The organism is Escherichia sp. KTE31 (assembly GCF_000407925.1).
In the GTDB taxonomy this organism is placed as follows: Bacteria; Pseudomonadota; Gammaproteobacteria; order Enterobacterales; family Enterobacteriaceae; genus Escherichia; species Escherichia ruysiae.
Window position 1 is genome coordinate 1168172 of the sequence record NZ_KE136722.1, and the last position, 12384, is coordinate 1180555.

Annotated in this window: 10 protein-coding genes; 6 read left to right on the forward strand and 4 right to left on the reverse strand. The window is 51.1% G+C overall.

Annotated elements, in window-relative coordinates:
* Nucleotides 1-182: 182 nt before the first annotated feature.
* The gene (fsr, locus tag WES_RS15390) at nt 183-1403 is read right to left on the reverse strand and encodes a fosmidomycin MFS transporter (RefSeq protein ID WP_001251623.1); all 1221 of its coding nucleotides are present in this window, start codon (nt 1401-1403) and stop codon (nt 183-185) included.
* 220 nt (nt 1404-1623) lie between these two features.
* Between fsr and ushA the strand changes: the two genes are divergently transcribed.
* Nucleotides 1624-3276: a bifunctional UDP-sugar hydrolase/5'-nucleotidase gene (ushA, locus tag WES_RS15385; protein WP_000670594.1), complete on the forward strand. Its 1653-nt coding sequence runs from the start codon at nt 1624-1626 to the stop codon at nt 3274-3276.
* A gap of 36 nt (nt 3277-3312) precedes the next feature.
* Here the strand turns inward: ushA and ybaK are convergent, their stop codons facing one another.
* Together ybaK and WES_RS15375 are read right to left on the reverse strand one after the other, a co-directional pair.
* The gene (ybaK, locus tag WES_RS15380; RefSeq protein ID WP_000186623.1) at nt 3313-3792 is read right to left on the reverse strand and encodes a Cys-tRNA(Pro)/Cys-tRNA(Cys) deacylase YbaK; all 480 of its coding nucleotides are present in this window, start codon (nt 3790-3792) and stop codon (nt 3313-3315) included.
* A 202-nt stretch (nt 3793-3994) separates the two neighbouring features.
* Nucleotides 3995-4789: a TraB/GumN family protein gene (locus WES_RS15375; RefSeq protein ID WP_000365168.1), complete on the reverse strand. Its 795-nt coding sequence runs from the start codon at nt 4787-4789 to the stop codon at nt 3995-3997.
* A 132-nt stretch (nt 4790-4921) separates the two neighbouring features.
* Between WES_RS15375 and WES_RS15370 the strand changes: the two genes are divergently transcribed.
* Together WES_RS15370 and WES_RS15365 are read left to right on the forward strand one after the other, a co-directional pair.
* On the forward strand, nt 4922-5224 hold the full coding sequence (locus WES_RS15370) for a type II toxin-antitoxin system RelE/ParE family toxin (protein WP_000372162.1): 303 nt from the start codon (nt 4922-4924) through the stop codon (nt 5222-5224).
* A gap of 35 nt (nt 5225-5259) precedes the next feature.
* Nucleotides 5260-5601 (forward strand): HigA family addiction module antitoxin, encoded by a 342-nt coding sequence (locus WES_RS15365; RefSeq protein WP_000806437.1) that lies wholly within the window; start codon nt 5260-5262, stop codon nt 5599-5601.
* Nucleotides 5602-5658: 57 nt separating this feature from the next.
* Here WES_RS15365 and copA read toward each other — a convergent pair whose 3' ends face one another.
* The gene (gene copA / locus WES_RS15360) at nt 5659-8163 is read right to left on the reverse strand and encodes a copper-exporting P-type ATPase CopA (RefSeq protein WP_016159179.1); all 2505 of its coding nucleotides are present in this window, start codon (nt 8161-8163) and stop codon (nt 5659-5661) included.
* A gap of 261 nt (nt 8164-8424) precedes the next feature.
* Between copA and glsA the strand changes: the two genes are divergently transcribed.
* The 3 genes from glsA to WES_RS15345 all read left to right on the forward strand — a co-directional run bounded on the left by glsA (nt 8425) and on the right by WES_RS15345 (nt 12349).
* Nucleotides 8425-9357 (forward strand): glutaminase A, encoded by a 933-nt coding sequence (glsA, locus tag WES_RS15355; protein ID WP_016159178.1) that lies wholly within the window; start codon nt 8425-8427, stop codon nt 9355-9357.
* A gap of 2 nt (nt 9358-9359) precedes the next feature.
* A complete protein-coding gene (locus tag WES_RS15350) occupies nt 9360-10652 on the forward strand; it encodes an APC family permease (protein WP_016159177.1) in 1293 nt (430 codons plus the stop codon).
* A gap of 341 nt (nt 10653-10993) precedes the next feature.
* Nucleotides 10994-12349, forward strand: coding sequence for a TolC family outer membrane protein (locus WES_RS15345; RefSeq protein WP_016159176.1), 1356 nt, complete (start codon nt 10994-10996; stop codon nt 12347-12349).
* Nucleotides 12350-12384: the final 35 nt, after the last annotated feature.

The following is a 12384-nucleotide window of genomic DNA, read 5'->3' on the forward strand; positions in this document are numbered from 1 at the left end:
ACAGGTAATAGTTTATGACAATTTCATGGTTGATGTTTATGAATAATTGTTGAATTTTGCAGAAAAATGGAATTAACCGCAAAAAAGGCACGGATCGGAAAAGTGATAAGGTGTAGGAAGAGGAAAGGCTTATGGCTACTGTAAAATGAGGCAGCCAAAGTTTACCTTTGGCTGCCTGGAAATCAGGATTTATGCCGGTTATCAGGCAAGAATATGGTCAACATACCAAGAAGTGGAAGGAAAGCACAGATTTTATAAACTAACTCGATACTGGTATGGTCGGCGATAAGCCCCAGAACCGCAGCACCCAGCCCCCCCATACCGAAAGCGAAACCGAAAAACAGTCCAGAAACCATGCCGATACGCCCCGGAAGCAGCTCCTGAGCGTAGACCAGAATGGCAGAAAACGCCGAGGCGAGGATAAATCCAATAATTACTGTTAAAACCCCCGTCCAGTACAGGCTGGCGTAGGGTAAAATCAGCGTAAACGGCGCAACGCCGAGGATAGAGCCCCAAATTACATATTTTCGACCAATTTTATCCCCGACAGGCCCGCCAATCACCGTACCCGCTGCGACGGCAAACAGGAAGGCAAACAGATGAAGCTGGGCATTCTGGATGGATAATCCGAATTTTTGCATCAGATAAAAGGTGTAATAGCTGCTGATGCTCGCCATATAGAAATATTTCGAGAAAATCAGCACTAACAGCACGCAAACAGCCAGTACGACCTTATTACGCGGCAGTGGATTGATTATTATTGCTTTGGGTTTGCCTTTACTCATCCGATGTTGTGCTGAGTACCAACGGCTGATTTGCGCCAGAACTACAATAGCCAGCAACGCCGCCAGCACAAACCATGCAACGTTGCCTTTGCCGTAAGGGGCGATGATGACCGCCGCCAGCAATGGCCCCAACGAACTGCCAAAGTTACCTCCCACCTGGAAGATAGATTGCGCCAGGCCATGACGTCCACCAGACGCCATACGCGCCACGCGGGAAGATTCCGGGTGAAAGACCGACGAACCCGTACCGACCAGCGCCGCCGCCAGCAGAACCGTACCAAAACTACCCGCCAGCGCCAGCAGTATCAGGCCGCTCATGGTAAAGCACATGCCAATCGGTAATGACCATGGCATTGGGTATTTATCTGTCCAGTAGCCGACTACCGGTTGCAGCAGCGAAGAGGCGAGCTGAAAGGTGAGGGTAATCATCCCAATCTGCATAAACGTCAGGGAAAACTCTGACTGAAGCAGCGGATAAATCGCCAGAATTAGCGATTGGATCATGTCGTTCAGCAGATGCGAGAGGCTGATTGCGCCTAAAATACCAAATGATGTACGAGCCTTAGTGGTCGATGCAGCCGCGCCCGCCGCAGGCTGGGTTTGTTCACTCATTGCCATAGGAAAGTCACTTTTTCAGAGTTGCGATGTAAAGAATTATCTTATTTGTGATTATTACCCGACTAACATACCTGTATGCGCTGTCTGAAGGAAGTCTCAATGCTTAATACAGAATTTCCATTTTTGCATGTAGATTTACCATCACCGAACACAGACTTGTCTATTATGTCGCGTCATACTAATTTTCAACACGTTGATATCTGGTCAGGGAGAGAGAAATATGAAGTTTTTGCAGCGGGGTGTGGCATTAGCACTATTAGCCGCATTTACACTGGCGAGTGAAACCGCCCAGGCTTATGAGCAGGATAAAACCTACAAAATTACGGTACTTCATACCAACGACCACCACGGTCATTTCTGGCGTAATGAATATGGCGAATATGGTCTGGCGGCGCAAAAAACGCTGGTGGATGGTATCCGCAAAGAAGTCGCGGCTGAAGGCGGTAGCGTGCTGTTACTTTCAGGTGGTGACATTAACACTGGTGTACCGGAATCAGATTTACAGGACGCCGAACCGGATTTTCGCGGCATGAATCTGGTGGGTTATGACGCGATGGCAATCGGTAATCATGAATTTGATAACCCGCTCACCGTATTACGTCAGCAGGAAAAATGGGCAAAGTTCCCGTTGCTCTCCGCCAATATCTATCAAAAAAGTACCGGCGAGCGCCTGTTTAAACCCTGGGCGTTGTTTAAGCGTCAGGATCTGAAAATCGCGGTAATTGGCCTGACGACCGATGACACGGCGAAAATTGGTAACCCGGAATATTTCACTGATATCGAATTTCGTAAGCCCGCCGATGAAGCGAAGCTGGTGATTCAGGAGCTGCAACAGACAGAAAAGCCAGACATTATTATTGCAGCCACGCATATGGGGCATTACGACAATGGTGAACACGGTTCAAACGCACCGGGCGATGTAGAGATGGCGCGCAGCCTGCCTGCCGGATCGTTGGCGATGATCGTCGGCGGTCACTCGCAAGATCCGGTCTGCATGGCAGCAGAAAATAAAAAACAGGTGGATTACGTGCCGGGTACGCCTTGTAAGCCGGATCAACAAAACGGCATCTGGATTGTCCAGGCGCATGAGTGGGGCAAGTACGTGGGACGAGCCGATTTTGAGTTTCGCAATGGCGAAATGAAAATGGTCAATTACCAGTTGATTCCGGTGAACCTGAAGAAAAAAGTGACCTGGGAAGACGGAAAAAGCGAACGCGTGCTGTACACCCCGGAAATCGCTGAAAACCAGCAAATGATCTCGCTGTTATCCCCGTTCCAGAACAAAGGCAAAGCGCAACTGGAAGTGAAAATTGGTGAGGTTAGTGACCGCCTTGAAGGCGACCGCAGCAAAGTTCGTTTCGTACAGACCAATATGGGACGGTTGATTCTGGCAGCACAAATGGATCGCACTGGCGCCGACTTTGCGGTGATGAGCGGAGGTGGGATTCGTGACTCCATCGACGCGGGTAACATCAGTTATAAAAATGTGCTGAAAGTGCAGCCGTTCGGCAATGTGGTGGTGTATGCCGACATGACCGGTAAAGAGGTGATTGATTACCTCACCGCCGTCGCGCAAATGAAACCAGATTCCGGTGCCTATCCGCAATTTGCCAACGTCAGCTTTGTGGCGAAAGACGGCAAACTGAACGACCTGAAAATCAAAGGCGAACCGGTCGATCCGGCAAAAACTTACCGTATGGCGACATTAAACTTCAATGCCACCGGCGGTGATGGTTATCCGCGCCTTGATAACAAACCGGGCTATGTGAATACCGGCTTTATTGATGCCGAAGTGCTGAAAGACTATATCCAGAAAAACTCGCCGCTGGATGCGAGCGTGTATGAGCCGAAAGGTGAGGTAAGCTGGCAGTAATCTGAAAGTGCCGGATGTTCGCATCCGGCACAATGCTTAATCGCGGCGGGCGATATCGGCAAATTTGGCATCGAGGATCTTCGCCAGATCACCTGCCGCAAGTTCAATATCCAGCCCGCGCTTGCCGCCGGAAACATAAATAGTGGCAAATTCTTGCGCGGGGGCATCAATAATCGTCGGCAGACGTTTTTTCTGCCCCAGTGGGCTAATTCCCCCAACCAGATATCCCGTCGAACGCTGCGCGACCATCGGATCGGCCATCTCCACTTTTTTGGCACCCAGCGCCTTTGCCACCTTTTTAAGATCCAGTTGGCCGGCGACAGGCGTAACGGCCACAGCCAGATGTTTCATATCGCCGTTCACTGCGACCAACAGCGTTTTGTACACCTGATCTGCATTCAACCCTAATTTTTTGACCACTTCATCGCCAAAGTTGGTTTCAGCCGGATCGTGATCGTAGGTATGAATCTGGAATGAAATCTTGTTTTTTTCGAGTAATTTAACTGCGGGTGTCATCGTAATTTTCCTGCCTCAAACAAAAAACGGAGAAAGCATACGCCTGATGGCGGCTCAAAAAAAAGAGTCATCTTGCCTAATAGTATTGGCAGGATGGTGAGATTGAGCGACAATCGAGTTACACCGTCGCTTAAAGTGACGGCATAATAATAAAAATATGAAATTCCTCTTTGACGGGTCAATAGCGATATTGGCCATTTTTTTAGCGCAACATTTGTGGCAAATTCCCTTCTCCATAAAGATGTAACGCACCGACCGCGACCACATAGCGCCCCGGTGGCATAGCGCGTAATTTATCCCGCCAGGCAAGATTTCGCCGATGCATCAGCACGTCGTACAGCGACTGGCTGAACGTATTGGGCAGTGTTATTTCATTATTTTGCGGCGGCGCATTCAGCCACCAGCTCATCATTTGTTGTAGTAGCCGTGCGTTGGTATGCCAGTGGGTCAGCGTATCGTCCAGCAGCGCCAGTCCTTTGTCGGGGAGCTGGAGCAACATGGCAATCTGGTTTTCTGCCCCTTCCAGTTCAATCACGGTTTTATGTTGTTGTTTCGCCGCCTGCAATAGCTGGTAATCGATACCATATTCAGCCCTCAGCCCCAGTTTTTGCGCCTGCGTCGCCTGAAGAACCATCGCGATTTGCCACAGTGGTTGGGTAGAAAAGAGCGACGGAGAAATGCCCATCTCCTGGCTGATGTGCTGCAGATTTTGCCATTGTTCTTCGCTGATGCGCTCTTCCAGCGCCTCGCAGGCAGGTAAATTAGCAAAAGGCGTATCGCTGGTGGAAACATCCGCCTCGACAATCAGCGCATCGGCTTGTTTGAGCTTTTTAAGCAAACGGGCGGGTAGAGGAGCCATATCGTGGCTACCCATATGAATACTGCCAATCAGATGAAAATGGCGATTGCCGGTGAGAGAGATATCGATGGCAGGCCAGGTGTAATGATTACCGCGCAGCGCGGCCCAAAGTGTTTTTACCCGGTACAACAGATCCATACGACCTCCCTTTGTGAAATATCATGCTAGCGCGCGGGGAGGGATGGCGCAAATGGAGTTGATTGTTGCACTTGTGCACAGTGCTTGTGTGCGTTATAATGATTAAATAATGGACAAGGAGATGAGAATGGAATGGATCAAAAAATCAACATAAGGAGTTTTCGTGATGCCTGGCTGGCTGATTTTTTTGTCCACTCAACGCCACATCGAAAGATCCCAGCTGAAATCCATAACGCGTTATCAAGAAAATTGGACATCATTAATGCTGCAACTTCTCATCGGGATTTACGTTCCCCACCAGGGAACCGGTACGAAGAGTTATCGGGGAAATTGCAGGAATACTCCTCCATTAGAGTGAATAAACAGTACCGACTGATTTTTAAATGGGTTAATGGCAAGGCCGAAGAATTGTATTTAGATCCACACGACTACTAAAACATAGCTGTCGCGATGACGAGAAAGGTAAAACCATGAAACAGGCAACAAGAAAACCGACGACACCCGGAGATATTCTTCTCTATGAATATCTGGAACCGTTCGATTTGAAAATCAATGAGTTAGCAGAGTTGCTACATGTTCATCGTAATAGCGTCAGTGCACTGATTAATAACAATCGTAAACTCACCACTGATATGGCATTTCGTCTGGCGAAAGTTTTTGATACCACAGTCGATTTTTGGCTAAACCTCCAGGCGGCAGTTGATCTTTGGGAAGTTGAAAACAACATGCGCACCCAGGAAGAATTGGGACGGATTGAAACAGCGGCTGAATATTTGGCACGCCGTGAAAAGCGAGCAAAGAAGGTCGCGTAGAATAATTTCCCCATAACGGATGCGCCACCCTAAAGCAGCGCATCCGCAATGACGTACTTATTCCTTCGGTTTAAACCGCAGCAACCGGTTGGCGTTACTCACTACGGTAATCGACGAGAGTGCCATTGCCGCTCCGGCAACTACCGGGTTAAGCAGCGTTCCGGTGAACGGCCACAAAATACCTGCGGCGACCGGAATACCGATACTGTTGTAGATAAACGCGCCAAGCAGGTTTTGCTTCATATTGCGCAGCGTCGCGCGGGAGATGGAGAGTGCGTCTGCAACCCCCATCAGGCTATGGCGCATCAGGGTAATCGCCGCTGTTTCAATGGCAACATCACTGCCGCCACCCATCGCAATACCGACATCCGCCTGGGCCAACGCTGGCGCGTCGTTAATGCCGTCGCCCACCATCGCCACCTGGCGTCCCTCGCTTTGCAGACGTTTAATCGCTTCGGCTTTACCATCCGGCAATACACCCGCAATCACTTCATCAATCCCTGCTTCTTTGGCGATCGCATTGGCGGTGGTTGGGTTATCGCCGGTTAACATTACCAGACGATATCCTGCTTTATGCAGGCGTTGCAGCGCCGCCACGCTATCGCTACGCAATGGATCGCGTACCGCCAACAGAGCCACCGCTTTGCCATCAACGGCCAGCAACACCGGCGTTGCGCCTTGTGATGCCTGGGCTGAAATATCAGCTTCAATCGCTTTCGTATCGACTTGCTGGTCATTTAACAGCGCCTGATTCCCCAGCAGCAGTGAATGGCCTTCCACTTCGCCACTTACCCCTAGTCCGCGCAATGTGCGGAAGCCATTGACCTGTGGCAGCGTGATATTGCCCGCTTTATCGAGGATCGCCCGTGCCAGCGGATGGCTGGAACCTTGCTCCAGCGCCGCCGCCAGACGCAACGCCTGCGCTTCATCAACATCAGAAAACGTTTTTACTGCGACAACCTGCGGTTTACCTTCGGTCAGCGTCCCGGTTTTATCGAACACCACGGTGTCGAGCGTGCTGGCACGTTGCAATGCGTCGGCGTCACGCACCAGCACACCAAATTCTGCCGCGCGCCCGACGCCGGAAATAATCGACATCGGTGTTGCCAGCCCCAGCGCACATGGACAGGCGATAATCAGCACCGTGGTGGCAATCACCAGGGTATAAACAATTTGCGGTGCTGGCCCAAAGAAATACCAGATTGCTGCACTGATCAACGCAATCACCACTACCACCGGTACAAATACGGCAGAGATTTTATCCGCCAACTGACCGATTTCTGGTTTACTGCTCTGAGCCTGACGCACCATGCGAATGATCCGCGACAGCGTGGTATGGCTGCCGACTGCGCTGGCGCGAAACAGCACACTACCGTCCTGCACCACCGTCCCGGCATGAACGCTATCGCCTTCGCCTTTTTGCTGTGGAATAGGTTCGCCCGTCAGCATCGCCTCATCCAGCCACGCTTCGCCCTGAGTGATTTCGCCATCCACCGGCACACGGTCACCGGTTGTCAGGCGCAGCAACATACCTGGCTGAACGTCTGCCAGCGGCACACTCTTTTCACCTTCGTCAGTGACCAGTCGCGCCGTCGGCGGGGTTAAATCAAGTAATTTCTCCAGCGCCTTCGATGAACGCTGGCGCGCACGCGCTTCCAGCATATGACCGAGGTTGATCAGACCGATAATCATCGCGCTGGCTTCGTAATAAAGGTGCCGCGCTTCCACCGGGAACCACTGCGGCCACAGGTTAACGCTCATCGAATAGAGCCACGCCACGCCAGTACCCAGCGCCACCAGCGTATCCATCGTCGCCGCGCCGTTGAGCAGGCTTTTCCATGCACTGCGGTAAAAATGCCCGCCCGCGAAAACCATTACCGCCAGCGTTATCAGACCGATTACCAGCCACAGGCTGCGGTTGTCGGCGGTGACCATCATGTTATCGCCGATCATCCCCCAGACCATTACCGGGATACCCACCGCCAGGGCGACAATCGCCTGCCAGCGGAAGCGTTTCATGGTTGCGACGGCAGTTTCTTGCTGGCGCTCACGGCGTTTAGCGTCATCTTCAATCGCTTCCGCGCCGTAGCCTGCTTTTTCCACCGCCTGCACTAAATCTTGTGCGGAGGCACTGCCCATCACCAGCGCAGTGCGCTCCGCCAGGTTTACCCGTGCCTGGGTGACGCCCGGTACGCTTTGCAGCGCATTTTGTACGCGGGTGACACAGCTGGCGCAGCTCATGCCGCTCAACAGCAACTGCTGGCTATCGTCGTCATCGGCGGTTGCTGCCGGAAGCTCCTCAGAAACCGCTGTCAGTGCTTCCGACGGGATTGATGACTCCGCCAGCGGTTTAGCCTTTGGGTGGCTTACAGATGCGTCATAACCCGCTTGCTTGATGGTTTCGATAAGCTGTTCCGCGCTGGCAGTACCGGTGACGTGCGCTTCCGTAATTGACACATCTGCCTGCTCAACGTCCGGGCGCTGTTCGAGACTTTCTTTCACGCGTTTAACACAGTGACCGCAGGACAGGCCGTCCAGGGTCAGGTCGATAGTTTGTGACATAACGTACTCCTTTAAGACAGTTTTGACTGACTGTGATAAAGGGTAAACCTTCCAGCAAGGGGAAGGTCAAGAAATTATTTCGTCGCGCAATGAAAACGCGGTAGAGATTAAAAAATTGGCTCAATTTGCATCAGGATCAGACATTTATCTCTTTGTTTTCCTGTGGTTAAGTTGCGGGTGCTAAGTTAAATCAGGATGCCTGAAAATTGGCATCGGGATGAGGAATAGCCTCCCGCATCTATAAAAAGGAGTTAACAACAGATGTCAGATGCAAAAAATTTACAGCAGGCAGTGGATCAGGCATATACCCAATTTCACTCACTTAACGGCGGGCAAAATGCCGATTACATTCCCTTTCTGGCGAATGTCCCCAGCCAACTGGCGGGGGTAGCTATTGTGACTTGCGATGGCAATATCTATCGCGCTGGTGATAGCGATTACCGCTTTGCGCTGGAGTCCATCTCGAAAGTCTGTACTTTAGCCCTCGCGCTGGAAGATGTCGGCCCGCAGGCGGTACAGGACAAAATTGGCGCTGACCCGACCGGATTGCCTTTTAACTCAGTTATTGCCTTAGAACTTCATGGTGGCAAGCCATTGTCGCCACTGGTGAATGCTGGCGCTATCGCCACTACCAGTCTGATCAAAGCCGATAATGCTGAACAACGCTGGCAGAGAATTTTACATATCCAACAACAACTTGCTGGTGAGCAGGTGGCGCTCTCTGAGGAAGTAAACCAGTCGGAACAGACCACCAACTTCCACAACCGGGCGATTGCCTGGCTGCTGTATTCCTCCGGATATCTCTATTGTGATGCGATGGAAGCCTGCGACGTGTACACCCGCCAGTGCTCCACGCTTATCAATACCGTTGAACTGGCTACGCTTGGCGCGACGCTGGCGGCGGGCGGTGTTAATCCGCTAAGCCAAAAACGCGTTCTTCAGGCCGACAATGTGCCGTACATCCTGGCCGAAATGATGATGGAAGGGCTGTATGGTCGCTCCGGTGACTGGGCGTATCGCGTTGGCTTACCCGGCAAAAGCGGCGTCGGTGGCGGCATTCTGGCAGTAGTGCCAGGTGTGATGGGTATTGCCGCGTTCTCGCCACCATTGGATGAAGAAGGCAACAGTGTTCGTGGACAAAAAATGGTGGCATCGGTCGCTAAACAACTCGGCTATAACGTGTTTAAGGGCTGATCATGATGAACACGGAAGGTAATAACGGTGACAAACCCCTGGGACTATGGAATGTGGTTTCCATAGGCATCGGGGCGATGGTAGGGGCGGGGATCTTTGCCCTGCTGGGGCAGGCGGCGTTGCTAATGGAAGCCTCGACCTGGGTCGCTTTTGCTTTTGGCGGCATTGTGGCGATGTTTTCTGGATATGCCTATGCGCGCCTTGGCGCAAGTTATCCCAGCAATGGCGGGATTATTGACTTCTTTCGCCGGGGATTAGGCAACGGTGTTTTTTCGCTGGCGCTCTCGTTGCTGTACCTGATGACGCTGGCGGTGAGCATCGCGATGGTTGCCCGTGCCTTTGGTGCTTATGCCGTGCAGTTTTTGCATGAGGGCAGCCAGGATGAGCATCTTATTTTGCTCTACGCGCTGGCGATCATTGCCCTGATGACGCTGTTCAACTCTTTAAGCAACCATGCGGTAGGGCGGCTGGAAGTGATCCTTGTCGGCATCAAAATGATGATCCTGCTGTTGCTGATTATTGCGGGCGTCTGGTCGCTGCAACCGGCGCATATTTCCGTCTCTGCGCCCCCCAGCTCCGGCGCGTTCTTCTCCTGCATCGGGATTACTTTCCTCGCCTATGCGGGCTTTGGCATGATGGCGAACGCGGCGGATAAAGTGAAAGATCCGGCGGTCATTATGCCGCGAGCATTTTTGCTGGCGATAGGCGTTACCACGCTGCTCTATATTTCCCTGGCACTGGTACTGCTTAGTGATGTTTCGGCATTAGAGTTAGAAAAATATGCTGATACCGCCGTAGCGCAGGCTGCTTCTCCACTGCTCGGGCATGTGGGTTATGTGATAGTGGTGATAGGTGCCTTGCTGGCGACGGCATCAGCCATCAACGCAAACCTGTTTGCGGTGTTTAATATCATGGACAACATGGGCAGCGAGCGCGAGTTGCCAAAGATAATGAATAGATCCCTGTGGCGGCAGAGTACGTGGGGCAACATCATCATCGTGGTGTTGATCATGCTGATGACGGCGGCGCTTAATTTAGGTTCCCTGGCCAGCGTTGCCAGCGCCACCTTTTTGATCTGCTACCTTGCGGTGTTTGTGGTGGCGATCCGTCTGCGTCATGATATTCACGCCTCGTTGCCAACTCTCATTGTCGGTATGCTGGTCATGCTGTTGGTAATCGTCGGTTTTATTTACAGTTTATGGTCCCAGGGCAGCAGCGCACTAATGTGGATTATTGGCGCACTATTACTAAGCCTTATTGTGGCAATGGTAATGAAACGGAATAAAACCATATAAAATCTACCTGCGCGCAGTGCTTTCTGCGCTGCGCCTTTATTTTTTCTTAATCAAATCCTCCGTCTTATACCTTTAATAAATAAGTCACAAAAAAATGGTATATACAGGATAAAACTGTGATTCTTATCACTTCTTCCTATAGATTATTCTCAATGCGGATGATGGTAATCTGAAACTCGTAGTGTATTCTTAATAAATAACGTATAAGATTTTTAGCTGCATTTCTTTTAATAGGGGGAATAAAAACGAAAGAGATGCACAAGTTATTACCCTTCTTAAATAAAATGAGGCTGGTTATAAAAACCAGTTAAAATAATGACCTGGAAGGAAGTGACTTATCTATGGCGCGATTACAATTAAAAAACCGTAAAAATAAATGCCTGATATTTTTAATAAGTTTTATTGTGATGGGAGAAAACGCGCTTGCAGCGCCATTACCACAATGGGCTAACGCCCCTGCGGTTACGCCAGTTGCCAGTTTATCCTTACAGGAAAGTATATTACGCGCATTTGCGCGAAACCCCGACGTCACCCAACAGGCGGCGCAGATAGGTATTGGCGAAGCGCAAATCGATGAAGCCAAAAGTGCCTGGTATCCGCACATTGGCTTAACCGGTAACGCGGGGCCGTCCCGACAAACGGACTCCAGCGGCAGGCTTGATAACAACGTTTCGTATGGCATAACCCTGACGCAGCTAGTATATGACTTTGGTAAAACGAACAACGATATCAAACTGCAAACTGCCGCTCGTGACAGCTACCGCTTTAAATTGATGGCAACCCTAACCGATGTCGCAGAGAAAACGGCGACCACCTATATGGAAGTTAGCCGTTATCAGGCTTTGTGCGATGCGGCTCAACGCAATATTCACTCGCTGGAAAATGTCTACAACATGGCGGCACTGCGCGCCAACGCCGGCCTGAATTCATCTTCTGATGAATTGCAGGCTCAGACACGCATTGCCGGAATGCGCTCGACGCTGGAGCAATATCAGGCGCAAATGGCGAGCGCCAAAGCGCAACTGGCGGTGCTGACTGGCGTACAGCCGGAGGCGATAGCCGCGCCACCTGCGGAATTAGCCGAGCAGCCGGTATCGCTAAAAAATATTGATTACCAGTCCATTCCGCTGGTGCTGGCGGCAGAAAATTTACGCCAGTCGGCACAGTACGGCGTGGAAAAAACCAAAGCGCAATACTGGCCGACGCTCAGTATTCAGGGGGGCAAAACGCGCTACCAGACCAGCGATCGCTCGTACTGGGACGACCAGTTACAGCTGAACGTTAACGCGCCGTTGTATCAGGGCGGCGCGGTTTCAGCCCAGGTACAACAGGCCGAAGGGCAACAAAAAATCTCCGCCTCGCAGGTCGAACAGGCAAAACTGGATGTATTACAACGGGCATCGGTGGCGTATGCCAACTGGACTGGCGCACGGGGGCGCGAAGAAGCCGGTTTAGCGCAATCCGAAAGCGCACACAAAACGCGAGATGTGTACCAAAATGAATATAAATTAGGTAAACGCAGTCTGAATGATCTATTAACCGTCGAGCAAGATGTCTTTCAGGCGCAATCGGCTGAAATAAATGCCAATTATGATGGCTGGGTTGCCGCAGTAAATTATGCCGCTGCGGTTAATAACCTTATTCCATTAGCGGGAATTAAACAGGGCTTATACAACGACTTACCCGACTTAAAATAATCCTGCCATTATTAATATCAGGTAGGCATCGTTGT

What these genes read in the sequence shown, in the direction of transcription:
- fsr (WP_001251623.1), bottom strand. Translation starts at nt 1,403, where the DNA reads ATGGCAATGAGTGAACAAACCCAGCCTGCGGCGGGCGCGGCTGCATCG.
- ushA (WP_000670594.1), top strand. Translation starts at nt 1,624, where the DNA reads ATGAAGTTTTTGCAGCGGGGTGTGGCATTAGCACTATTAGCCGCATTT.
- ybaK (WP_000186623.1), bottom strand. Translation starts at nt 3,792, where the DNA reads ATGACACCCGCAGTTAAATTACTCGAAAAAAACAAGATTTCATTCCAG.
- WES_RS15375 (WP_000365168.1), bottom strand. Translation starts at nt 4,789, where the DNA reads ATGGATCTGTTGTACCGGGTAAAAACACTTTGGGCCGCGCTGCGCGGT.
- WES_RS15370 (WP_000372162.1), top strand. Translation starts at nt 4,922, where the DNA reads ATGGATCAAAAAATCAACATAAGGAGTTTTCGTGATGCCTGGCTGGCT.
- WES_RS15365 (WP_000806437.1), top strand. Translation starts at nt 5,260, where the DNA reads ATGAAACAGGCAACAAGAAAACCGACGACACCCGGAGATATTCTTCTC.
- copA (WP_016159179.1), bottom strand. Translation starts at nt 8,163, where the DNA reads ATGTCACAAACTATCGACCTGACCCTGGACGGCCTGTCCTGCGGTCAC.
- glsA (WP_016159178.1), top strand. Translation starts at nt 8,425, where the DNA reads ATGTCAGATGCAAAAAATTTACAGCAGGCAGTGGATCAGGCATATACC.
- WES_RS15350 (WP_016159177.1), top strand. Translation starts at nt 9,360, where the DNA reads ATGATGAACACGGAAGGTAATAACGGTGACAAACCCCTGGGACTATGG.
- WES_RS15345 (WP_016159176.1), top strand. Translation starts at nt 10,994, where the DNA reads ATGGCGCGATTACAATTAAAAAACCGTAAAAATAAATGCCTGATATTT.